Source organism: Ensifer sp. ENS02 (assembly GCF_014851885.1).
Classification (GTDB): Bacteria; Pseudomonadota; Alphaproteobacteria; order Rhizobiales; family Rhizobiaceae; genus Ensifer; species Ensifer adhaerens.
In genome coordinates this window covers 337564-361799 of the sequence record NZ_JACVAO010000009.1, presented here as the reverse complement: position 1 = coordinate 361799, position 24236 = coordinate 337564, and the positions used below count along the sequence as shown (strand labels likewise).

Here is a 24236-nt window from a genome sequence, read left to right as displayed (position 1 = left end):
AAAGCCGATACTTCGCTTCCCATATTAAAATGCAGCTGATGCATTCTTGGTGGCTTCTCCTCCCCGCCACCGCATTAGCTGTTCCCCTCTGGAGGTTCTTATTACCTTCACAACTACAAGGGCCCAAGTTTTCTTGAGGCCCTCTTTTTTTGCCTGCAGCACGCTCACGGTCTTGTGATTTGAATATCGTGTTTTAGCGATACATTTATCGTTAAAACACGATATGGCGATATACCATGGACCGAGACGAAATCCTCAAGGCGCTTGCCCATCCCGTGCGGGTGAACATCCTCGCCTGGCTGAAGGAGCCGCAGCGCCATTTTCCGACTCAGGAGCATCCGCTCGATCTCGGCGTATGTGCCGGCCAGTTCGAACGCTGCGGCCTGTCGCAGTCGACCGTTTCCTCGCATCTCGCTGTGCTTCAGCGCGCCGGCCTCGTGACAACCCGCAAGGTTGGCCAATGGATCTTCTACCGCCGCGATGAAGAGACGATCGCCGCCTTCCTCGAGAGCATCGGCGATCTCTGAATCAACCACCTTCTCCCAAGCAGCCCCCCCTGAAAGGACCTCCCATGGCCTCGCTTTTCGACCCCATCACCATTGGTGACATCGCGCTGAAAAACCGCATCGTGATGGCGCCGCTCACCCGCAACCGATCCCCCGGCGCCGTTCCGAACACCCTGAATGTGACCTACTACGAGCAGCGCGCGACGGCAGGCCTGCTGATCTCGGAGGGAACGGCGATCACCCAGCAGGGCCAGGGCTATGCCGACGTTCCGGGCCTCTATACGCCGAAAGCGCTTGAAGGCTGGCGCAAGGTGACGGACGCGGTGCACGCCAAGGGCGGCCGCATCGTCGTCCAGATGTGGCATGTCGGCCGCATTTCGCATGATTCTCTGCAGCCGGGTGGCGGCAAGCCTGTTGCACCGTCGGCCGTTCGCGCCAAGTCCAAGACCTATCTGGTCAATTCGGACGGTACTGGCTCCTTTGCCGAAACCTCCGAACCGCATGCACTGGAGACCGCCGAGATCGAAGCAATCGTTGAGGACTATCGCAAGGCTGCCCGCGCCGCGATCGATGCCGGCTTCGATGGCATCGAGATCCATGCGGCCAACGGCTATCTCATCGACCAGTTCCTGCGTTCGGGTTCGAACCACCGCACCGATACCTACGGCGGTTCGATCGAAAACCGCGCCCGCTTCCTGTTCGAGGTCATGGATGCCGTGACGAATGAAATCGGCGCCGGCCGGGTCGGTATCCGCCTTTCGCCCGTCACTCCCGCCAACGATGCCTTTGATCCGCAGCCGCAGGAGGTGTTCGGCCATGTGGTCAAGAACCTCGCCCGCTATCCCCTCGCCTATATCCACATCATCGAAGGCGCGACCGGCGGCCCGCGCGACCACCAGCAGGGCGACCAGCCATTCGACTACGATGCCCTGCGTTCGACCTATGTCGCTGCCGGCGGCAAGGCTGCCTGGATGACCAATAATGGCTATGACAGGGCGCTCGCGGTGAAGACGGTCAAGGACGGCGAAGCCGACCTCGTGGCTTTCGGCAAGCCGTTCATCGCCAACCCCGATCTCGTCGAACGGTTGAAGCGCGATGCGCCGCTCAACACGCCGGATCAGGCAACCTTCTACGGCGGTGGCGCCAAGGGCTATACCGACTATCCAGCCCTTGAACAGGTCGCCTGACACTCCCACATGGCAATGCTCCGCCTCTTCGGCGGGGCATTTGTCTTTGGGAATGAAGAGCTTATGTTTTCGCTATATTCAGAAAAATGGTCATTGCATCCTGACGGCGACGTCATCGTAACCCCCTCCAGCCGTCTTTACCCCGTCCGCTATCGCGGCCAGCAGGCGATGCTCAAGGTCGCCGAGGACCCGGAAGAGAAGTATGGTCGCCTGCCCCTGCTCTACTGGAACGGGGATGGCGCTGCAAAGGTCTATGAAGCCGATGGCGACGCGGTGCTGATGGAGCGCACGGACAGCCAGCGCAACCTTTTCCACATGGCGATGACCGGAAGCGACGAGGAAGTGACGCGCATCATCTGCCGCACCGTCGCCGAGCTCCATGCGCCGCGCTCAACACCGGTTCCCGGCGGTCTCGTGCCACTCGACAAATGGTTCGCTTCCCTGGAGACGGCTGCTCCCGCTCAAGGCGGTCTCTTTGCCCGCGCGCTCGAGGCGGCGAAAAGCCTTTTTGCAGATCCCGAACCGCCGGTCGTGCTGCATGCCGACGTCCACCACGCCAACATCCTCGATTTTGGCGACCGCGGCTGGCTGGCGATCGATCCGAAACGCGTCCTCGGCGATCGCGGATACGACTACGCCAACCTGTTCTGCAATCCGGAACTGCCCCTGGTCACCGCTCCGGGCCGGCTGCAGCGGCATCTGCCGATCGTCGCGAAGGAGACCGGCCTTCACCCGCACCGCATTCTCAACTGGGTGCTGGCCTATGCCGGGCTTTCCGCAGCCTGGTTCCTGGAAGACCATGACGATTTCGGCGTCGAGAACGACCTTACGATGGCGCGGATCGCAATCGCCGAGCTCGGCAGCTAGGCTCAACCCGTCCGCAACAGGACGACGGCGTAGATACAGGTCTCTCCGCCGACATTGCGGAAGACGCAATCCTGCGGCGGGCCGAGCTCCAGGCAATCCCCGATGCCGAGCGTATGGGTCTCCAGTCCTTCCACGAAGGTCAGGCGCCCCGCAGTCACCCATATCCACCGGCGATGGAGCGCATAGGCGGATGCCGGGATCGGCACCTCGGCGCCGGCCGGAAGTTCAACCTCGACAAGCTCGAGCGGCAGGTCCGACATCGGCGAGACATGGCGCCGAAGATATCCGGTCTGCGGATCGCGCCACACCGCCTGATCCTGGCGCCGCGACAGCCTGCCCTGGCTCATCTCCGCACGAGCGATCAGAGTGGACATGGTGAGCCCGAACGCGCCGGCGAGCTTTGCCAGCAGCGTCGCCGTCGGGCTGCTATCGCCCCGCTCTACCTTGTGGATCATCGCGCGCGAGACAGCTGATCGCTCCGAAAGCTCGCTCAGCGACCAGCCCCGCGCCTCTCTTTCCAGACGAATTCGTTCACTGAGCCGTTGATCCAGACTGTCTACTTTAGTATTCATATCGTAGTCATATAGTGAACAAATGCGAGGAGCAAGTATGCTGATCCGGGCGGCCATCCAAAACGATATGCCAGTCATCTGCGAGATCTACAACGACGCCGTGGCGAACACCACGGCGATCTGGAACGAGACTCTGGTCGATGTCGCCAATCGCGTGGCCTGGCTGAAGGCGCGCACGGACGTGGGCTATCCTGTGCTGGTGGCGGTCTCCGAGGAAGGCGATGTCATCGGCTATGCGTCCTTCGGCGATTGGCGCGCCTTCGATGGCTATCGCCATACGGTCGAGCACTCCGTCTATGTTCACAAGGATCGGCGCGGTGGCGGCATCGGCCGGAAACTCATGGTCGCGTTGATCGCCGAGGCCGAACGGCTTGGCAAACATGTGATGATCGCCGGCATCGAATCGGAGAACGCAGCCTCGATCCGTCTTCATGCCCAACTGGGTTTCGAGGATACCGGCCGGCTGCGTGAGGTCGGCACGAAGTTCGGCCGCTGGCTCGATCTGACATTCATGCAACTGGTGCTTGCGACGGGCTCGCCGCGCTAACCCGCGGCGGCGCCTCGACAATGGCCGTTTGTCGAGGCGGCGGGAGATGCTATGAACCTTCAAGGACTGTTTCTGGAAATGTTTTGACGTGGGTCTTCGGCGGAAGGTCAGATCGGGCGCCTGGGCACGTGTCGCGAGAGCGGCACTGGCGTTGGCTGTCAGCATTCCTGCATTAAACATGAGCGAGGCAGAGGCTCGTATCGACGACTTCGCCGCGCAGCCCAAGTGCGTCTATTCCGGCCCGTCGGCCACCGACTCCGCCAAGTCGCTCTGCATCAGCAAGGAAAACTTCGCCCGCGATATCTGCGGCGTGATCGACCACTATGCGACGGTCAACGACCTGCCCGCGGCCTTCTTCGCCCGGCTCATCTGGCGCGAAAGCCTGTTCCGGCCCAATGCCGTCAGCCCCAAGGGTGCCGAAGGCATCGCGCAATTCATGCCGGGAACGGCGAAGATGCGAGGGCTCAACAACAGCTTCGATGTCGTCGAGGCGCTCGGCAAGTCGGCAGAGTATCTGAACGAACTGAAGTCGCGCTACGGCAATCTCGGCTATGCGGCTGCCGCCTATAATGCCGGCGAGAACGGGCTGGAGCGTTTTCTCGAGGTCGATTGGCTGCCGGCGGAAACGCGCAACTACGTGCTCGCGATCACCGCCTACAGCGTCGAGGACTGGCGCGACAATCCGCCGAAGATCCTCGACCTGACGCTCGACAAGAACAAGAGCTTCATCGACGGCTGCGTGGCGCTCGCCAGCACCCGCAACCTCCGCGACATCGAGGTGATCGACGAAGCCGAATGGGCGCCCTGGGGCGTACAGCTTGCCGCACATTTCCAGAAATCAGTGGCGCAGCAACTGTTCGTCAGCGCCGTCAAGCGCCTGCCGGAGCCGATCCGCAGCGAGAAGGCGCTTCTCCTGCGCGAGCGCAATGCCAGCTTCGGCCTGCGAATCCGCTACGCTGCACGCATCGGCCGCGAGACCCAGGCGGACGCGAACAAGCTTTGCGCCACCATCCGCAAGAGCGGCGGCGCTTGCCTCGTCTTCCGGAACTGACAGCTATCCAGGCCTGTCCGAAATTGATCCTGGACATGAGCGCGCTAGCCTGCGGCAATCCCTTGCGGAAGCGCCCGCGGGGCATTCAGGCAGCCAAGTCCGACGAGCGTCGTTGCAACCGCCTCGTCGATCGGCGTGTGCGGCTCTTCGCCGAGCACGGCAAGCAGCCGCTCGTTCGGCATTCTCAACGGTTCGCGCCAGAGATAGCGCATCTTGCGCAACTCCCTGAAGAGCGGAACGAAGGGCGAAGCCAAGTCGATCAGCCACCACGGGAAGGCCCGGACGGGAAGCGCCGGCTTGCCGACAACCCGGCGGATCGCCGCGATCATCTCGGTTCCATTGCGGTCGAGGAAGCCGCGCATGTGGTAAACGGCGAAAGGCGGCAGGTCCTCGGCGCGCTCGACGAGGCGGATCATGGTTTCGGCGACATCGGGCAGATAGGCCCATTGGTGGCCGATCCCCTCGCGGCCCGGGTAGGAAATCGCGCCCAACGCTCTGCCCGGCTTTACCAGCCCTTGCGAAAACCAATTATTGGCCGCACCGGGACCGAAGAAGTCGCCTGCCCTCACGATGATGACGCCGACACCTGCCTCCGAGGCGTCCTGCAGACAGCGCTCCATCTCCCTGCGGATCAGACCCTTGTCGGTATCCGGGTTCTGCGGCGCGTCCTCCGTCAGGACGGGAAAGGCGTCGCGGCCGAAATTGTAGATCGTTCCCGGTAAGAGGATGCGTGCACCGGTGGACTTGGCCGCGGCGATCGTATTGTCCAGCATCGGCAGCACCAAGGTGCCCCAATTGCGGTAACCCGGCGGATTGACCGCGTGCACGATCAGATCCACCCCTTCGGCAGCAGTGCGAACGTCGTCCGCGTTCATGGCATCGCCTTGCCGCCAGTCGAACGCCGGCTCGGCCTGCGCCGTCGTCGCGGCGTTTCGGTTCAAGGCACGCACCTGCCAGCCGCGCCAGCGGAGCCCACGGGCGACGGCGCTGCCGATACCGCCCGTCGCGCCGAGCACCAGCACACGTCTTGCTCTCTGCTGCATCTCGGTCATGTCACACTCCGTCCGTTTCGATGAAGGCAGGATCACGCATTCACGAGCTAAACGGAATTGCCGAAAAATCTTGCGCGGCTATACTGAAATCCATGAGCAAGATGGATTTGAGCTGGGATTTCTACCGAACATTCCTCGCCGTGCTTAAGGAGGGATCGTTGTCAGCCGCCGCCCGCGAGCTTGGCCTGACGCAACCGACCGTTGGCCGGCACGTGGACGCCATGGAAGCGACACTCGGCTATCCGCTGTTCGTGCGCTCGCCGCACGGTCTGTTGCCGACCGACGCCGCGTTGGCACTCAAGCCCTATGCCGAGACGCTCGCCGCGACGTCGGCTGCGCTTTTGCGCGCCGCGTCGGGCCAGCGCGATACGGTCAGCGGCACTGTGCGCATCAGCGCCAGCGAAGTCATCGGCATCGAGGTCCTGCCGCCGATCCTCTCAGAACTGCACGCCGCCTATCCTGCATTGACGATCGAGCTCTCCGCCTCGGACACGGTCGAGGACCTCTTGCGCCAGGAGGCCGATATCGCGGTGCGCATGGTGGCGCCCGCACAGGATGCGCTGATCGCCCGCCATCTCGGCGCGGTTCCCTTAGGGTTTCACGCCCATCGCCGCTACATCGAGCGACGCGGCATGCCGCAGACACTGGCAGACCTTAGCAATCACAGCCTGATCGGTTACGACCGAGAGACCGCTGCGATCCGGGCGATCATCGCCCGCTCGCCCGAACTGCCGGCCACACGCTTTGCGCTGAGGGCCGACAGCAATCTTGCCCAATTGGCCGCAATCCGCGCCGGCTTCGGCATAGGCATCTGCCAGAACGGACTTGCGGCACGCGATCCCGACCTCCTCCCAGTGCTGCCCGGCCTGTTCGAGATGAAGCTCGATACCTGGCTGGTGATGCATGAGAACCTGAAGACGGCTCCCCGCTGTCGCGTCGCGTTCGACGCACTTGCCGCGGGACTGCGGGCCTATATTCGTGGCACTGCGCTTGCAGACGCGAATACCGAGATCTGATTTCAGACGCCTCCCGCTGCTGCTCGATACTAGTCCTACGCACGAAAAAGCCCGCCAAAATGGCGGGCTTTCAGTTTCCTTGGCACTTCAAGTCGAGCGCTTAATCCTCGGATTCGGCAGGCGTTTCCGCTGCGCCGTTCTCGACGGCCGCCTCTTCGCCTTCCTCTTCGTCGCTTTCCGGTTCGCTGATGCGCTCGACCGAAACGACCTTCTCGTCCTTGGCGGTCGAGAAGATGGTAACGCCCTTGGTCGCGCGGCTCGCAAGCCGGACGCCATTGATCGGCACGCGGATCAATTGGCCGCCGTCGGATACAAGCATGATCTGGTCGTTGTCTTCGATCGGGAAGGCCGCGACGAGCACGCCAATTTCCGTCGTCTTCGAGGTGTCGGTGGCGCGGATGCCCTTGCCGCCACGGCCCGAAGTCCGGAAATCGTAGGACGACGAGCGCTTGCCGAAGCCCTTCTCCGAGACCGTCAGCACGAACTGTTCGCGTGCCTTCAGTTCCTCGAAGCGTTCGTTCGACAGTTCTCCGCCGTCAGCGACTTCCTCGCCGACCAGAGCGATTTCTTCCTCGTCGCCGTTCGTCGCCCGACGTTCCGCCGCAGCGCGCTTGAGATAGGCGGCACGCTCCCACGGTTCGGCCTCGACATGGCCAAGGATCGCCATCGAGATGATGCGGTCGCCGTCGCCGAGATTGATGCCACGAACGCCGATCGAGTTGCGGCCGGCAAAGACGCGCACGTCGTCGACCGGGAAGCGGATGCACTGGCCGAGCGCTGTCGTCAGCATGACGTCGTCATGCTCCGTACAGGTGTCGACGGAAAGGATCTCGTCGCCCTCTTCCTCGAGCTTCATCGCGATCTTGCCGTTGCGGTTGACCTGGACGAAGTCCGACAGCTTGTTGCGGCGAACCGTGCCGCGGGTCGTCGAGAACATGACGTCGAGGTTTTCCCAGGTTGCCTCATCCTCGGGCAGCGGCATGATTGTCGTGATGCGTTCGCCGGGTTCCAGAGGCAGCATGTTGATCAGAGCCTTGCCGCGCGATTGCGGCGTGCCGATCGGCAGGCGCCAGACCTTCTCCTTGTAGACGATGCCACGCGAGGAGAAGAACAGGACCGGCGTATGGGTATTAGCAACGAATAGCCGGGTAACGAAATCCTCGTCCCGGGTCGCCATGCCCGAACGGCCCTTACCGCCACGGCGCTGCGCGCGGTAGGTCGTCAGCGGCACGCGCTTGATGTAGCCGAGATGCGAGACGGTCACGACCATGTCTTCACGGGCGATGAGATCCTCATCGTCCATGTCGGGGCCGCCTTCCATGATCTCGGACCGGCGCGGGGTGCCGAACTCGTCGCGGATGGCGACGAGTTCGTCCTTGACGATGCTCATGATACGCAGGCGCGACGACAGGATGTCGAGGTAATCCTTGATTTCCTCGCCGATCTTGTTGAGTTCGTCGCCGATTTCGTCGCGGCCGAGCGCTGTCAGGCGCTGCAGGCGCAGGTCGAGGATGGCGCGGGCCTGCTCTTCCGAGAGGTTGTAGGTGCCGTCCTCGTTGATGCGGTGGCGCGGGTCGTCGATGAGGCGGATGAGGCTCTCGACGTCATGGGCCGGCCAGCGGCGCTCCATCAACTGCTCGCGCGCCGTCTGCGGGTCGGGCGCATGGCGGATGAGCTTGATGATTTCGTCGATGTTGGCAACCGCGATGGCAAGACCGACGAGCACATGGGCACGGTCACGCGCCTTGCGCAGCAGGTATTTCGTACGCCGGCTAACAACTTCCTCGCGGAACGAGACAAAGGCGCGCAGCATGTCGAGCAGCGTCATGTGCTCGGGCTTGCCGCCGTTCAATGCCACCATGTTGCAGCCAAACGAGGTCTGCAGCGGCGTGTAGCGATAAAGCTGGTTCAGGATGACGTCGGCATTGGCATCGCGCTTCAGTTCGATGACGACGCGGTAGCCCTGGCGGTCCGATTCGTCACGCAGGTCCGAGATGCCTTCGATACGCTTCTCGCGGACCAGCTCGGCCATCTTCTCGATCATCGTCGCCTTGTTCACCTGGAACGGGATCTCGGTGATGATGATCTGCTCGCGGTCGCCGCGCATCGGCTCGATATGGGCGCGGCCGCGCATGATGACGGAGCCGCGGCCGGTCTCGTAGGCCGAGCGGATGCCCGAGCGGCCAAGGATCAGCGCGCCAGTCGGGAAATCGGGGCCGGGGATGATTTCCATCAGTTCCGGCAGTTCGATCGCCGGATTGTCGATCAGCGCCATGCAGCCGTTGATGACTTCGACCAGGTTGTGCGGCGGAATGTTCGTCGCCATGCCGACGGCAATACCGCCGGCGCCGTTGACGAGCAGGTTCGGGAACTTCGCGGGAACGACCGCCGGCTCCTGCAGGGTGCCGTCATAGTTGTCGCGGAAGTCGACCGTTTCCTTGTCGAGATCGTCGAGAAGCGAATGCGCGGCCTTCTGCAGGCGGCATTCGGTGTAGCGCTCGGCCGCCGGCGGGTCGCCGTCGACCGAACCGAAGTTGCCCTGGCCGTCGATCAGCGGCAGGCGGAGCGACCAGTCCTGCGCCATGCGCGCCAGCGCGTCGTAGATCGCGGCGTTGCCGTGCGGGTGGTACTTACCCATCACGTCCCCGGTCACACGGGCGCATTTGACGTATTTCTTGTTCCAGTCGATGCCGAGCTCGCTCATCCCGTAGAGGATGCGGCGGTGCACGGGTTTCAGACCGTCACGCACGTCGGGAAGCGCGCGGCTGACGATAACGCTCATCGCGTAATCGAGATAGGACCGCTGCATTTCCTCGATGATGGAAATCGGCTCGATGCCTGGCGGAGTTTTTCCGCCGCCGGGGGTGCTTTGCTCAGTCAATGGTGATCACGATCTTTGTTCAGAATCAGTCGGATATTTATAGCGGATTGCCATCGGAAGCGCCAATTTGCGGCCTTTGGCGCCACTTGCCCGCCAGACTGTGAAGATGTCCTTGTAATGCCTTGATTCGCTGTACGATTCACCCAGTTATCCCAATCGGGACCGGTGAGCCGCACAGCAGTTGTGAACAGTCTTTTGCCGCCGGAGCAGGCTTTTCTAGGGCATCGCGCCGGAAATCGGAAGAGCCTGTCCGTCAAAGCCCGACGCGCCGCGGATTTCCGGCCTCTACGCTCGCAGCGATTGCTGATTAAGTCATTGCTGAGACTTTGTTTGTCTGCCCCTTCCCAATGCCCGGCCGCTTGCCTAACAATGTAGACATGCCACCGGGAAAACCCGGGGCTAAAATCCGGAAGGGGAAACGGATGTTCAATGTCGACCTCCTGGTCAATGCGCTGACGACTCTTCTCGTCACGCTCGATCCGCCTGGCCTCGCGCCGATCTTCCTGAGCCTCACGGTCGGCCTCAGCCGGCAGGAGCGCTTTCAGGTGGCCACGCGTGGCTCGCTGATCGCCTTCTTCATCCTGGCGGCCTTTGCGCTCTTCGGAAACAGCATCCTCGGCCTGCTCGGCATCTCGATCGGCGCCTTCCGCATCGCCGGCGGCCTGCTGCTCTTCTGGATCGCCTTCGAGATGATTTTCGAGAAGCGCCAGGAGCGCAAGGAAAAGACCGGCGAGAATGCGACGGTCAAGGACCACATTCACAACATCGCGGTCTTCCCGCTGGCCCTGCCGCTCATTGCCGGGCCGGGCGCGATTTCGGCAACGATCCTGCTTGCCGGCTCGTTCCCGACCGCGGTCGAGCGCACTCAGCTCCTGATCGTCATCGCGCTGTCGATGCTCAGCCTGTTTCTGGCGCTGGTCATCGCTGAACGCGTCGATCGCTTTCTCGGCGTCACCGGCCGCGCCATCCTCACCCGACTGCTCGGCGTAATCCTGGCAGCACTCGCGGTGCAGTTCGTCGTCGACGGCGTCAAATCCGCGATGACGACCTGAGGTCGGATGGCTGGGCGCATCCTTCGCCCGATGCAGTCGGAGTAGACCGGAAACGAAAAACGCCACGTCCTCGGGACGTGGCGTTTTCTTCTGTAAATAGGATCCGCTAGCGATCAGAACGGGATATCGTCGTCCATGTCGCGCGAGAAGCCGCCGCCCTGGCCGCCTTGACCGCCCTGGCCACCGCCCGAGCGACCGCCGCCAGAGGACTGGCGCGGCTGGTCGTAATCGTCGTAACCGCCGCCGCCATAGTTGCCGCCGCCGCCGAAGTCACCCGCTCCACCGCCGCCGCCACGGCTGACACCGGAGCCGCCGCCTTCGCCGCGGCCGTCAAGCATGGTGAGCGTCGAGTTGAAGCCCTGCAGCACGACTTCGGTCGAGTAACGGTCGTTGCCGTTCTGGTCCTGCCACTTGCGGGTCTGCAGCGCGCCTTCGATGTAGAGCTTGGCGCCCTTCTTCACATATTGCTCGACAACCTTGCAGAGGCCTTCGTTGAAGACCACGACCGTGTGCCATTCGGTCTTTTCCTTGCGCTCACCGCTGTTGCGGTCGCGCCAGGTCTCCGACGTTGCAATGCGCAGGTTGGCGATCGGCCGGCCGTCCTGCGTGCGCCGGATTTCCGGGTCTGCCCCGACATTTCCGATCAAGATCACCTTGTTGACGCTTCCAGCCATGTTGCTTTTCCCGTGGTTTCACCGGGCCATGGACCCGGCTTGGAATTTCAAGAGCGCGCATCTTAGCGGCCTGATGCCGCCGATACGCCCCGCCTCGCACATAATCCACAACAGTTTTGGTCGTTTTATGAGCGATTTGTTCTTTATTTGTTCTAGTATTTGGCTATGATCCTGTCAACCGACTCGAATTGGCCGCCTGTTTTGCCGATTGCGCCTCGACATGGGCGTTAGCGTCATTACATAGGGGGCTTTCAACCGACATGCAAAAGCTGGCTTCCGATGAGTGAACTCAAGACCATCTCCATTCGTGGTGCGCGCGAGCACAATCTGAAAGGCATCGACCTCGATCTGCCGCGCAACAAGCTGATCGTGATGACCGGCCTTTCCGGGTCGGGCAAGTCGTCGCTTGCTTTCGATACGATCTATGCCGAAGGCCAGCGCCGCTATGTCGAAAGCCTTTCGGCCTATGCGCGCCAGTTCCTCGAAATGATGCAGAAGCCGGACGTCGACCAGATCGACGGCCTGTCTCCGGCGATCTCGATCGAGCAGAAGACGACGTCGCGCAATCCGCGCTCGACGGTCGGTACCGTCACCGAAATCTACGACTATATGCGCCTGCTCTTTGCGCGCGTCGGCGTGCCCTATTCGCCGGCGACGGGTCTGCCGATCGAAAGCCAGACGGTGAGCCAGATGGTCGACCGGGTGCTCGAATTCGGCGAAGGCACGCGCCTCTATATTCTTGCGCCGCTCGTGCGCGGCCGCAAGGGCGAGTACAAGAAAGAACTCGCCGAGCTGATGAAGAAGGGCTTTCAGCGCGTCAAGGTCGACGGCACCTTCTACGAGATCGCCGAGGTGCCCGCACTCGACAAGAAGTACAAGCATGACATCGACGTCGTCGTCGACCGCGTGGTGGTGCGGCCCGACCTCGCCTCGCGCCTTGCCGACAGCCTTGAGACCTGCCTGACGCTCGCCGATGGCCTCGCAGTCGCCGAATTCGCCGACAAGCCGCTGCCACCCGAGGAGACCGCTGCCGGCGGCTCGGCCAACAAGTCGCTGAACGAAACCCACGAGCGCGTGCTGTTTTCGGAAAAGTTCGCCTGCCCGGTTTCCGGCTTCACCATTTCCGAGATCGAGCCGCGGCTGTTCTCGTTCAACAACCCCTTCGGCGCGTGCCCGACCTGCGACGGTCTCGGCAGCCAGCAGAAGATCGACACGGCGCTGATCGTGCCGGAAGAGCACCGGACGCTGCGCGACGGCGCAATTGCGCCCTGGGCGAAATCCTCCTCTCCATACTACAACCAGACGCTGGAAGCGCTCGGCAAGGTCTTTGGCTTCAAACTCGGCAGCCGCTGGAACGAGCTGTCGACTGCGGCGCAGAACGCGATCCTGCACGGAACGGAAGAGAAGATCGTCTTCCATTACGAGGACGGTGCCCGCTCCTACAACACCACCAAGAACTTCGAGGGCATCGTGCCCAACCTCGAGCGCCGCTGGAAGGAAACCGACAGCGCCTGGGCGCGCGAGGAGATCGAGCGCTACATGTCGGCTGCGCCCTGCCCGGCTTGCGCCGGTTTCCGCCTGAAGCCGGAAGCGCTGGCGGTCAAGATCGACAAGCTGCATATCGGTCAGGTGACCGAAATGTCGATCCGCGTTGCACGCGACTGGTTCGAGGTCCTGCCGGAGCATCTGAATGCCAAGCAGAACGAAATCGCCGTCCGCATCCTGAAGGAAATCCGTGACCGACTGCGCTTCCTCAACGACGTCGGTCTCGAATATCTGAGCCTGTCGCGCAATTCCGGAACGCTCTCAGGCGGTGAAAGCCAGCGCATTCGGCTGGCCTCGCAGATCGGCTCCGGCCTCACCGGCGTTCTCTACGTGCTCGACGAGCCGTCGATCGGCTTGCACCAGCGCGACAACGCCCGCCTGCTGGACACGCTTCGGCATCTGCGCGACATCGGCAACACGGTGATCGTCGTCGAACATGACGAAGACGCGATCCTGACGTCCGACTATGTCGTCGATATCGGCCCGGCTGCCGGCATCCATGGCGGCGAAGTCATCGCGCAAGGGTCGCCGTCGGACATCATGGCCAATCCGAAATCGCTGACCGGCAAGTATCTGTCCGGCGAGCTTTCCGTTGCCGTTCCCTCCGAACGCCGCAAGCCGAAGAAGAAAAAGGAAATCACCGTCGTCGGCGCCCGCGCCAACAACCTGAAGAACGTCACCGCCTCGATCCCGCTCGGCGTCTTCACCGCCGTTACCGGTGTCTCCGGCGGCGGCAAGTCGACCTTCCTGATCGAGACGCTCTACAAGGCCGCCGCCCGCCGCATCATGGGCGCGCGCGAAAACCCGGCCGAGCACGACCGCATCGATGGCTTCGAGCATATCGACAAGGTGATCGACATCGACCAGTCGCCGATCGGTCGTACCCCGCGCTCGAACCCGGCAACCTATACCGGCGCCTTCACGCCGATCCGTGACTGGTTCGCCGGCCTGCCGGAAGCCAAGGCACGCGGATATCAGCCGGGCCGATTCTCCTTCAACGTCAAGGGCGGCCGCTGCGAGGCCTGCCAAGGCGACGGCGTCATCAAGATCGAGATGCACTTCCTGCCGGATGTCTACGTCACCTGCGACGTCTGCCACGGCAAGCGCTACAACCGCGAAACGCTCGACGTGCATTTCAAGGGCAAGTCGATCGCCGACGTGCTCGACATGACCGTCGAGGAAGGCGTCGACTTTTTCGCCGCCGTTCCCTCGGTGCGCGACAAGCTCGTCACGCTCAACCAGGTCGGCCTAGGCTATATCAAGGTCGGCCAGCAGGCCAACACGCTCTCGGGCGGTGAGGCCCAGCGCGTCAAGCTCGCCAAGGAACTGTCGAAGCGCTCGACCGGTCGCACGCTCTACATTCTCGACGAGCCGACCACCGGCTTGCATTTCCACGATGTCGCCAAGCTTCTTGAAGTTCTGCATGAGCTCGTCAACCAGGGCAATTCGGTCGTCGTCATCGAGCACAATCTCGAAGTCATCAAGACGGCCGACTGGGTGATCGACTTCGGCCCTGAAGGCGGCGACGGCGGCGGCGAAGTCATCGCCAAGGGCACGCCGGAAGACGTGGTCAAGGAAAAGCGGTCCTATACCGGCCAGTTCCTGAAGGAGCTGCTGGAGCGCCGGCCGATGAAGAAGGTCGAAGCAGCAGAGTAACTCTGCCGATCTGGTCGGCGCGCTTTAGGAGTGATCACGGCATGATGCGGCCTGCTCGTCTGGAAGATCTGGCCGCCGTGCAAAGCGTGACGGAGGCGGCCTATGAGCCCTATCGGGCGCTCTTTGGTGGGCCGCCGCTCCCGGTCACCGAGGACTACGCGCCTCGCATCCTTCGCGACGAGGTCTGGCTTCGGGAGCGAAATGAGGTTGTCTCGGCGCTTGCCGTTTTCGAACGGCACGCCGATCACCTTATGATCTTCAGCCTTGCGGTTGCCCCGGCCTATCAGCGCCAGGGGTTCGGCATCGAATTGCTGCGCTTCGTGGATGCCAAAGCAGCCGAGTGGGGCTTGCCGGAGGTGCGGCTCTACACCAATTCACGCATGGAGCGAAACATCGCGCTCTATCGCGCCTATGGATTTCAAGAAACGGGTCGCCGACCCAATCCCTATCGTCCAGGGTGGACACTCGTGGACATGACGAAATCGATCAAAGACTGAAAAGCACGCGGTCAAGCGATGGCCGTTGTTGAGGAGGATGGCATGGCAAAATCCGGAAAGATCCGCGTTGGTATCGGCGGCTGGACCTTCGAGCCCTGGGAAGGCACCTTCTATCCCGACACGCTGGCAAAGAAGCGGCAGCTCGAATATGCCGGCAAGCAGTTGCGGGCAATCGAGGTGAACGGCACCTACTATTCGTCGCAGAAGCCGGAGACCTTCGCCAAGTGGGCGTCGGAAGTGCCCGATGATTTCATCTTTTCCCTGAAGGCGAGCCGCTTCGTCACCAACCGCAAGGTTCTCTCGGAAGCCGGTGAATCCATGGAGCGATTCCTGACGCAGGGACTGACCGAGCTTGGGCCCCATCTCGGCCCCATCCTCTGGCAGTTCGCGCCGACGAAGAAGTTCGAGCCCGACGATTTCGAGGGCTTTTTGAAGCTTCTGCCGGATAAGCAGGACGGCTTGCCGCTGCGCCATGTGGTCGAGGTCCGCAACCCGACCTTTCAGTCTCCGGATTTTGTCTCCCTGTTGGAGAAATACGGCGTCGCCGTGGTGCTCGCCGAGCATGCGGACTATCCGATGATCGCCGATGTCACAGCCGATTTTGTCTATCTGCGCCTGCAAAAGGGCAGCGACGACATCAAGACTTGCTATGCTGCCGACAAGCTCGACCTCTGGGCCGAGCGCGCCAAGGCGTTTGCGGCGGGCGACGAGCCGAGTGGGCTTGAAAAAAGCGCGCCTGATCGCACGGCCAAGAAGGAGCCGCGTGACGTGTTTGCGTACTTCATCACCGAGGGCAAGGTGAATGCGCCGAACGGCGCACGCGAGCTGCAAAAGCGCGTCGATTGAGATCAGCAGGGCCAGACCGCGCGCAGACGCGTCTGGCCCGCCTAGGGCGCATCCGCGCCCGAGAGCCCCACCACGCTTGGAGTCTCGGGCCTGTCGCAAGGCGTTGATGTTCAGGCGTGCCGAGGCCGCGCCGACGTCGGCTGCGTACCAAATGCCGGTGCTTACGGGACCGCCAAAAAACGAATCACTGCCCCACCCCATATCGCTTTCACCGATGCAACCGAGCCTGCCGTAAGGGACACTTTTTATGCGGGTTTTTACCCGTCAAAATTTCGATTGCGTGCCGACCGTTGCGTCAGTCTCACAGGCAACCTCCGGAAGTGCCTGATTTTCATGGCGTTGACCGATGTCCCCGTTTTCCACAGCCGGTCCACACAACATCTAGGGCTCAAACTTCCGTCACAAACCACCCCTTGACGCCTCCGGACGATTCACGGTTAATGGATTTCACGTTGCAACGGCGGCGGACCGGATTGTTCAAGTCCCGGTTCCTCTCCCCAAATCGGCGGTTCTGAAAGGCGGCGGTCATGGATTTCACCATGGGGTCGCCCTGAGGATTTCTGTGCGATTTTTCGGGTCCACCGGGGCGATATTTGGCTGGCATCAAGAAGTTGTTGATACTATATTTAGTATTTGCAGACAGCCTATCTCACAAGATACAGGGTCACCCAGTTATGGGTTTCTCTCCAAGGACGGAAGCTGAGACTGGCTGCGGGATGCCCTCGCGGCCGGGCGGGGACAATTGCGCCTGTGGCGGGCGCTAGGCAACACGAAGGACCAGGGACAATGAAGATCGAACGTCGTTTCACAAAAGCCGGGCAATCCGCCTATGCGGAGATCGAATTCCGCAAGGCTACGAGTGAAATCAAGAACCCCGATGGTTCGATCGTTTTCCGCCTTGCCGATATCGACGTGCCGGCTCAGTTCAGCCAGGTTGCCGCCGACATTCTCGCCCAGAAGTATTTCCGCAAGGCCGGCGTTCCCGCCAAGATGAAGCGCGTCGAGGAGAACGATGTCCCCTCCTTCCTCTGGCGCGCGGTTCCCGACACGGATGCGCTGAAGGCGCTGCCGAAGGATGAGCAGTACGGTTCCGAAACCGATGCCCGTCAGGTCTTCGATCGCCTGGCCGGCACCTGGGCCTATTGGGGCTGGAAGGGCGGCTACTTCGACACCGAGGAAGACGCTTCGGCCTTCCAGGACGAACTTGCTTACATGCTCGCGACCCAGCGCGTCGCGCCGAACTCGCCGCAATGGTTCAACACCGGCCTCCACTGGGCCTATGGCATCGACGGCCCCGGCCAGGGCCACTTCTATGTCGACCCCTTTACCGGCAAGCTGACCAAGTCCAAGTCGGCCTATGAGCATCCGCAACCGCATGCTTGCTTCATCCAGTCGGTCGGTGACGATCTCGTCAACGAAGGCGGCATCATGGATCTCTGGGTGCGTGAAGCGCGCCTGTTCAAGTACGGTTCTGGCACCGGCTCCAACTTCTCTTATCTGCGCAGCGAAGGCGAAAAGCTCTCGGGCGGCGGCAAGTCCTCCGGCCTGATGTCGTTCCTGAAGATCGGCGACCGTGCTGCCGGTGCCATCAAGTCGGGCGGCACCACCCGCCGCGCCGCCAAGATGGTCGTTGTCGACATCGACCATCCGGATATCGAGGAATACATCAACTGGAAGGTCAAGGAGGAGCAGAAGGTTGCCGCCCTCGTCACCGGTTCCAAGGTCGTCGCCAAGCATCTGAAGGCGATCATGAAGGCCTGCGTCAACTGCGAAGGCACCGACGACGCCTGCTATGACCCGAAGCAGAACCCGGCGCTGAAGCGCGAGATCCGCGCCGCCAAGCAGGCGCTGGTTCCGGAAAACTATGTCCAGCGCGTTATCCAGTTCGCGAAGCAAGGCTACAAGGACCTTGAGTTCAAGACCTACGACACCGACTGGGATTCGGAAGCTTACCTCACGGTTTCGGGCCAGAACTCCAACAACTCGGTCTCGATCAAGGACGACTTCCTGCGCGCCGTCGAAACCGATGGCGACTGGCACCTGACCGCCCGCAAGGACGGCCGCGTCATGAAGACGCTGAAGGCACGCGACCTCTGGGAATCGATCTCCTACGCCGCCTGGGCGTCGGCCGATCCGGGCCTGCACTTCAACACGACGATGAACGACTGGCACACGAGCCCCGCTGCCGGCCCGATCCGCGCATCGAACCCGTGCTCGGAATACATGTTCCTCGACGACACCGCCTGCAACCTCGCCTCCCTGAACCTGATGATGTTCAAGGATGCGGCGACCAAGCGCATCAACATCGCAGACTACGAGCACGCCGTCCGCCTGTGGACGATCGTTCTCGAAGTCTCGGTCATGATGGCGCAGTTCCCGTCCCGCGAGATTGCCGAGCTTTCCTACGAATACCGCACGCTCGGCCTTGGCTACGCCAACATCGGCGGCCTCTTGATGTCCTCGGGCATTCCCTATGACTCGACCGAAGGCCGCGCCATCGCCGGTGCGCTGACGGCGATCATGACCGGTGTCTCCTATGCCACCTCGGCCGAGATGGCCGAAAAGCTGGGTCCGTTCCCGGGCTTTGCGCCAAACCGCGACAACATGCTGCGCGTCATCCGCAACCATCGCCGCGCCGCCTATGGCGAGACGACCGGTTACGAAGCGCTTTCGGTCAACCCGGTCGCGCTCATCCATGCCGACAATCCGGACCAGGACCTCGTCATCCACGCCATGAGCGCCTGGGACAAGGCACTGGAACTCGGCGAAAAGCACGGCTATCGCAACGCCCAGGCAACGGTTATCGCGCCGACCGGCACGATCGGCCTCGTCATGGACTGCGACACGACCGGCATCGAACCTGACTTCGCGCTGGTCAAGTTCAAGAAGCTCGCCGGCGGCGGCTACTTCAAGATCATCAACCGCGCCGTTCCGGAAGCGCTGCGCTCTCTCGGCTACAGCGAAAGCCAGATCGCCGAAATCGAAGCTTACGCAGTCGGTCACGGCAACCTGAACCAGGCTCCGGCGATCAACCCGTCGACGCTGAAGGCCAAGGGCTTCACCGACGAGAAGGTGGAAGCCGTCAACGCCGCCCTGAAGTCCGCTTTCGACATCAAGTTCGTCTTCAACCAGTGGACGCTCGGCGCCGACTTCCTCAAGGGCACGCTGAAGGTCTCCGACGAACAGCTCGCTGCGATGGACTTCAACCTGCTCGACCACATGGGCTTCTCCAAGAAGGACATCGAAGCGGCGAACATTCACGTCTGCGGCGCGATGACACTCGAAGGTGCACCGTTCCTGAAGAACGAGCACCTGCCCGTCTTCGATTGCGCCAACCCCTGCGGCAAGATCGGCAAGCGTTATCTCTCGGTCGAAAGCCACATCCGCATGATGGCGGCCGCCCAGCCGTTCATCTCGGGCGCGATCTCCAAGACGATCAACATGCCGAACGAGGCGACCGTCGAGGACTGCAAGAACGCCTACATGCTTTCGTGGAAGCTGGCGCTGAAGGCAAACGCGCTCTACCGTGACGGCTCCAAGCTGTCGCAGCCGCTGAACGCCTCGCTGATCGAGGACGACAAGGACGAGGATGCACTGGAGGATCTGATCCAGGCGCCCGCCGCCGCCCAGGCTGTCACCATCACCGAGAAGATCGTCGAGCGCGTCATCGAGAAGGTGATCCGCGCCCGCGAAAAGCTGCCGAACCGCCGCCAGGGCTACACCCAGAAGGCCGTCGTCGGTGGTCACAAGGTCTACCTGCGCACCGGCGAATTCGGTGACGGCCGCCTCGGCGAGATCTTCATCGACATGCACAAGGAAGGGGCCGCCTTCCGGGCGATGATGAACAACTTCGCCATCGCCATCTCGCTCGGCCTCCAGTACGGCGTGCCGCTCGAAGAATATGTGGAGGCCTTCACCTTCACCAAGTTCGAGCCGGCCGGCATGGTCCAGGGCAACGACGCGATCAAGAACGCGACGTCGATCCTCGACTACGTCTTCCGCGAACTGGCGGTTTCCTATCTCGGCCGTCACGACCTCGCCCATGTCGACACGTCAGACTTCGGCAACACCGCGCTCGGCAAGGGCATTCAGGAAGGCAAGACCAACCTGATCTCGACCGGCTGGACCCGCGGCTACAAGCCGACGATCGTCGGCGGCACCGGTGACCGGGCCTCCAGCGAGCCGAAGGGCTCGTCGACGGCAGCCCCTGCCCGCGCCTCCTCTGGCGCAACCGTAACGGCGATCGCCGGAAACACGGTGCGCAAGATCGAGACGACGACGGCGATCGCAACCTCCGAAATCGTCGCCTTCAAGCGCGACTATGAAGAGCGCGCTGCTGAACTGGCAGAAGAGATCGCCGACGAAGTCGAGCAGGAAGTAACCGCCCTCTTCTCTGACAAGGCGGCCGCCGAAGCGGCATCGGCCAAGTCGGACGCCAAGAAGGTGGAAGCTGAGCGCCGCGCCCGCTCGATCATGCAGGGCTACACCGGCAACATGTGCACCGAATGCCAAAACTTCACGATGGTGCGCAACGGTACCTGCGAGAAGTGCGACACCTGCGGCGCGACGAGCGGCTGCAGCTAAGCGGCTCTCCACCACCGAGTTGGTGAGTTTGTTGTCCTGTCCATCCGAACGCTGCTCACGGGCAGGTTGGGTGTACGGCTCGAAACAATCGCTCCCAGAGCACTTCCGGGCAGGCAACTGCCCGGAAAGTTGTTGAGGAACAAATAGGAAACTAACTCCGTCCTCGATGACAACCGACTGGTAGACAAATTTGAAATACAAAAGCCGAACCCCTGTCAGGGTTCGGCTTTTGATACCACGAACAAGCACTGAGGCCCTCGTGGGGCGAAGACGAGAAGCTCTCCACCCTGTAGCAAAGGCATTATACGGAGAGTCGGATCTAAAAGTCGAGTTGGGCTTCAGAGGTTATCAACGAAAAGGATGAGCAATGTCTCAGACTCCGACGATCGGCTTCTCGGCCTTCCTGAAAATCATCAACTCCAACCCGAAGCCTCAAAAACGCATAGTTCGTGAACGGTATGTTCCGAGCGAAGGTGGCTATGACTACCACAAGAGCTTGAGGCAACGTATTCGTCAAATCGCCTTTGAGGGAATTTCGCCGACGGCGGCGTTGGCTTCCGTCACACAGATCAAAAAATCGTCTGAACGCGAGTCGGCGAAGCGCGGCCTGCTGCGCTTCTTCCAATGGCGCGACGTTAATCCAGGCCCCCTAAGCGCTTGCGATGGGTTGATTTACAACAGCCCAAGAGGCTTGTTTAAGGTCAACTTTACTCCGGACTTTCTGTTAGAAATCAACGGGCGACGCACTGCGGTACATGTCTGGAATACGAAGCATTCGCTCACAGCAACACTAGTGCTCGCGGCTCTGTCCACCGTTGCGACGCGTTATCCGGTCGAAAACCGCCCTGACGATTTCGCTGTTTTATCCCTACAAGACGGTTCCATGTATCGTTGGTCAGACTCCGACAAGCCTACCGCTGCCTTAGGCGAGAAGTTGCTTGAGCTTATCGACAGGCAATGCGAGCTCGCTCGCTTTGAGCTCGGTCTTCCGGCAGCCACGGGCACTGAGACTCCGAGGCCCCGTCCATAGGTGGCAATGCCTCCTCAGCCCTGCAATTGCTCGCAACGCACAAGGGAGATGAACCTTATTGTCACGACTCTGCCGGTAGGCCGCTTATCTGCGGACCGCTAGGTAGATTTTAGGGCAACATATTTCCCTGGCGTGGATGTTTGCGCCAGGGCCATTTACTGATGGCGTTTCGATGCACTTCGTTCCGAGAGGCCTTTAATGCGGAACGAACGGCGGTTGATGCTCGCCATCGGGCGCTCACCCGAATCGCCGGCTGCCGTTTACGTCCTTGCCGATGATCTCCCGGATAATGGTCAGGGTTTCCTTCGCCGCCTCCTTGGGTGCGAGTGCGGTATCGGCGACGTTGCTTACCAGCTTCGTCATATCGTGATCGATATCCTTCTCAGCCCAACGCTTGCCCTTCGCAACCGTGATGTAGACCGAGTAGGCGTGGTGCATGGTTCCGGGCCGCTCGCCGATGATGTGGAGAATTCCGCGAAACGTATTGGGATCGGCGTCGGCAAACAGCATCTCGCCAATCCGGTAGCCGGCCCGCACTCTGCCGCTGGTGACCAGGATATTCTTGTCGCTCACCGACACGCCGGCATCGCCGAGCAGCCTGCGCATCTCCTCCAGATAGGGCGAAAGATGGCCGTCATCCATGATGGCCTTGGCGTTCAGACCATCTGAGATGACAATCTGGCCCTTGGGCATATCGCCTTTCCAGGACGTCCTGATCGCGTCAATCGCCCTGATTGAGTCCGGGCTCAGCGTTTCACCGGTCGTCGGATGCGCGATGTAGTCGTTCCGGTCCTTGGACAGGGTGCGAACCGGAACGACGCTGGGCACCGCCGCTATGAACTCCGGCGTAAGCTCGGCCCAAAGAGAGAGTTTGGCGTCGTCATAAAGACCCCTCACTTTCGTCGCGAGCGTCGGGTTGAGATCCCATATCTTCTCACCGTGGCCCGTGGCCAGGTCGACGCCTCTTGCCTCGACCTCCGTCATCATCCGCCTGCCCTCGGCGTAAACGGCGTCCTTGGAGCGCTTGTCCCCCTTGGCGAGGCGGTACTGATAATAGACCCAAAGAGGATCGCCGTATTTTGACGTGTAGCTGTTGTCTTTGCCGACAATTCCAAGGCGTTTGTAGAAATCCCACATCGCATCGTTGACCTTGAAGCCGAACTTATCCCTCACGCGTACGTGGTCCTGAAATGCGGTCGTGAGATAGCTCAACATCGGGTCGTTCTTGGTCGGCAGAGCAATCAGATAGGCCGGATTGGCCGGCATGATCTGATCCTGGCACCAATCCAGATCGTCCAGGCTGACGGTCATGTGCAGGGTCGTGCATATATCGAGACCGATGGTCAGCCCATGGAGCTTGCCCATGACCATGTCCTCGAGGCAGCACCGAACGAGTTGTTCTCGGCTCTTGAAGACCTCCGGCCCAATGAAGCCGGCAACATCGTTGACATGCAGCCATGCGCCTTTCGGCTGCACTTTCGCAAGCTCCATGCCGACAGCCCGGCTGAACCCGTACTTCCGGGACTCAAGCACCATCATGTCGACGCCGTTTGCCGCGCCGTTGGTGAATTCCGAGCCCTGTCCGGTTTCGAAGTAAAGGCCGTACCGCTCCCCTGCCTTGGCGCGTGCGTACTTCAGGATCTTCTCATTGGTGATGTCGAAGATCTTGTTGCAATCATCCGTACCGGCAAGGCTCTGGAACACGGTGGAAACTGTGCCGGGGAAGTCTTCGCTTACCTCACCTTGGACGTCGATGTGAGCAAGCACGCACCACGGAATGACGTCGACCAGCTTGAACGTATCCACGATGTCCTTGAGCGCCCGCTCCACCGTGACGACGCTGTCGACGGTGCTGTCCACCGGGTTGGTGCCGATGACGATGTCGCCGGTCGCATAGGAAAACGCATCGAAGACCTGCCACATGATGTCGTCGGGGTGGTCGGTCGGCGAATTCGGCTGGATACGTGCGCCCATGTATCCCTTGGCCCCCAACTTGGTGCCGGGCATGACATTGAAAATCTTCTGGCTGACGGCGATCAACTCTTCATTGCTCATCAGCTTCGGCACGCAGCCGATGGTATCGCTGGTCAGGCCATGCATGACGCCTTTGATCTCATCTTCCGATTTGGTCAGAAGAAATTCCTTCAGCTGGCCCATCGTCCAGTCTTTCAGCTTTTCTTGTTGAGCCCTGTCGGTGGTCTGCCAAATCAGTCGTTGCAGATCATCCTCAAACAGCGGGTGCTGATCGAGGTCTGCGATCTTCGTTCTTGCCAGGAGGGCTCGGGCGTTCGTTCGGGACGTATCATTTTCCGCAGCCACAGCGATCGTCTGGTCTCCTTCCTTGAACGCATTCGCGCATCCCAGAACTTGCCGATAGGTCGTCTCGTCAAAGCCGCCCTTGATCCTGCTGATATAGGCAAAGATGTCCTCATCCTGCTTCACGTCGTCGATCACGAGGTTGCTTGGGCCTGGCGCGGCACGGGCAGCATGACTGTAGGCTGTAAGCGTGGCCGCCGCAGTTCCCGCCACCAGCAGGAGATCGCGCCTGGACAGTGCATGCTGGTCTGAGAACATGCCTTTGCTCATTGCCATTTCCTTTCTGCAAAAGGTCTATCGGCATCTCGCCCGACGGCCCTCTGGTGACCGGCGATCTAAGGAAGGCGCATAAGAGTA

Annotated in this window: 17 protein-coding genes; 12 read left to right on the top strand and 5 right to left on the bottom strand. The window is 61.4% G+C overall.

Annotated elements, in window-relative coordinates:
- The first annotated feature begins 236 nt into the window (after positions 1 to 236).
- The 3 genes from IB262_RS21340 to IB262_RS21330 all read left to right on the top strand — a co-directional run bounded on the left by IB262_RS21340 (position 237) and on the right by IB262_RS21330 (position 2560).
- Positions 237 to 527 carry a metalloregulator ArsR/SmtB family transcription factor gene (locus tag IB262_RS21340; protein ID WP_034791288.1) on the top strand — a complete coding sequence of 97 codons (291 nt, stop codon included), beginning with the start codon at positions 237 to 239 and terminating at the stop codon, positions 525 to 527.
- A 44-nt stretch (positions 528 to 571) separates the two neighbouring features.
- Complete coding sequence (locus tag IB262_RS21335) at positions 572 to 1693, top strand: alkene reductase (protein ID WP_112975390.1); 1122 nt, start codon at positions 572 to 574, stop codon at positions 1691 to 1693.
- Positions 1694 to 1756: 63 nt separating this feature from the next.
- On the top strand, positions 1757 to 2560 hold the full coding sequence (locus IB262_RS21330) for an aminoglycoside phosphotransferase family protein (RefSeq protein ID WP_112975391.1): 804 nt from the start codon (positions 1757 to 1759) through the stop codon (positions 2558 to 2560).
- 2 nt (positions 2561 to 2562) lie between these two features.
- Here IB262_RS21330 and IB262_RS21325 read toward each other — a convergent pair whose 3' ends face one another.
- Positions 2563 to 3132 carry an XRE family transcriptional regulator gene (locus IB262_RS21325; protein WP_112975392.1) on the bottom strand — a complete coding sequence of 190 codons (570 nt, stop codon included), beginning with the start codon at positions 3130 to 3132 and terminating at the stop codon, positions 2563 to 2565.
- A 37-nt stretch (positions 3133 to 3169) separates the two neighbouring features.
- Here IB262_RS21325 and IB262_RS21320 point away from each other — a divergent pair, with 37 nt between their 5' ends.
- The gene (locus IB262_RS21320; protein ID WP_112975393.1) at positions 3170 to 3679 is read left to right on the top strand and encodes a GNAT family N-acetyltransferase; all 510 of its coding nucleotides are present in this window, start codon (positions 3170 to 3172) and stop codon (positions 3677 to 3679) included.
- 178 nt (positions 3680 to 3857) lie between these two features.
- Positions 3858 to 4730 (top strand): lytic transglycosylase domain-containing protein, encoded by an 873-nt coding sequence (locus tag IB262_RS21315; RefSeq protein WP_112975394.1) that lies wholly within the window; start codon positions 3858 to 3860, stop codon positions 4728 to 4730.
- 44 nt (positions 4731 to 4774) lie between these two features.
- On the opposite strand, the gene IB262_RS21310 is transcribed toward IB262_RS21315, so the two are convergent.
- Positions 4775 to 5782 carry an NAD-dependent epimerase/dehydratase family protein gene (locus tag IB262_RS21310; protein WP_192493761.1) on the bottom strand — a complete coding sequence of 336 codons (1008 nt, stop codon included), beginning with the start codon at positions 5780 to 5782 and terminating at the stop codon, positions 4775 to 4777.
- A gap of 92 nt (positions 5783 to 5874) precedes the next feature.
- On the opposite strand from IB262_RS21310, the gene IB262_RS21305 reads away from it, so the two are divergent.
- Positions 5875 to 6798, top strand: a complete 924-nt coding sequence (locus tag IB262_RS21305; RefSeq protein WP_112975396.1) for a LysR family transcriptional regulator — start codon at positions 5875 to 5877, stop codon at positions 6796 to 6798.
- 100 nt (positions 6799 to 6898) lie between these two features.
- Here the strand turns inward: IB262_RS21305 and gyrA are convergent, their stop codons facing one another.
- The gene (gene gyrA, locus IB262_RS21300; RefSeq protein ID WP_034791267.1) at positions 6899 to 9679 is read right to left on the bottom strand and encodes a DNA gyrase subunit A; all 2781 of its coding nucleotides are present in this window, start codon (positions 9677 to 9679) and stop codon (positions 6899 to 6901) included.
- 422 nt (positions 9680 to 10101) lie between these two features.
- On the opposite strand from gyrA, the gene IB262_RS21295 reads away from it, so the two are divergent.
- The gene (locus tag IB262_RS21295) at positions 10102 to 10731 is read left to right on the top strand and encodes a MarC family protein (protein ID WP_034791266.1); all 630 of its coding nucleotides are present in this window, start codon (positions 10102 to 10104) and stop codon (positions 10729 to 10731) included.
- Positions 10732 to 10844: 113 nt separating this feature from the next.
- Here the strand turns inward: IB262_RS21295 and IB262_RS21290 are convergent, their stop codons facing one another.
- Positions 10845 to 11405 carry a single-stranded DNA-binding protein gene (locus IB262_RS21290; protein ID WP_034791264.1) on the bottom strand — a complete coding sequence of 187 codons (561 nt, stop codon included), beginning with the start codon at positions 11403 to 11405 and terminating at the stop codon, positions 10845 to 10847.
- A gap of 279 nt (positions 11406 to 11684) precedes the next feature.
- On the opposite strand from IB262_RS21290, the gene uvrA reads away from it, so the two are divergent.
- The 5 genes from uvrA (at position 11685) to IB262_RS21265 (ending at position 21563) form a co-directional block, all read left to right on the top strand.
- Positions 11685 to 14606 (top strand): excinuclease ABC subunit UvrA, encoded by a 2922-nt coding sequence (uvrA, locus tag IB262_RS21285; RefSeq protein ID WP_034791261.1) that lies wholly within the window; start codon positions 11685 to 11687, stop codon positions 14604 to 14606.
- 44 nt (positions 14607 to 14650) lie between these two features.
- A complete protein-coding gene (locus IB262_RS21280; RefSeq protein ID WP_112975428.1) occupies positions 14651 to 15103 on the top strand; it encodes a GNAT family N-acetyltransferase in 453 nt (150 codons plus the stop codon).
- A gap of 42 nt (positions 15104 to 15145) precedes the next feature.
- Entirely contained in the window at positions 15146 to 15949 is an 804-nt protein-coding gene (locus IB262_RS21275) for a DUF72 domain-containing protein (RefSeq protein ID WP_034791394.1), read from the top strand.
- Positions 15950 to 16735: 786 nt separating this feature from the next.
- Positions 16736 to 20533, top strand: coding sequence for a vitamin B12-dependent ribonucleotide reductase (locus IB262_RS21270; RefSeq protein WP_112975397.1), 3798 nt, complete (start codon positions 16736 to 16738; stop codon positions 20531 to 20533).
- 367 nt (positions 20534 to 20900) lie between these two features.
- A complete protein-coding gene (locus IB262_RS21265; protein WP_112975398.1) occupies positions 20901 to 21563 on the top strand; it encodes a hypothetical protein in 663 nt (220 codons plus the stop codon).
- A 237-nt stretch (positions 21564 to 21800) separates the two neighbouring features.
- Here the strand turns inward: IB262_RS21265 and IB262_RS21260 are convergent, their stop codons facing one another.
- Positions 21801 to 24149, bottom strand: coding sequence for an ethanolamine ammonia-lyase (locus IB262_RS21260; RefSeq protein ID WP_060517121.1), 2349 nt, complete (start codon positions 24147 to 24149; stop codon positions 21801 to 21803).
- Positions 24150 to 24236: the final 87 nt, after the last annotated feature.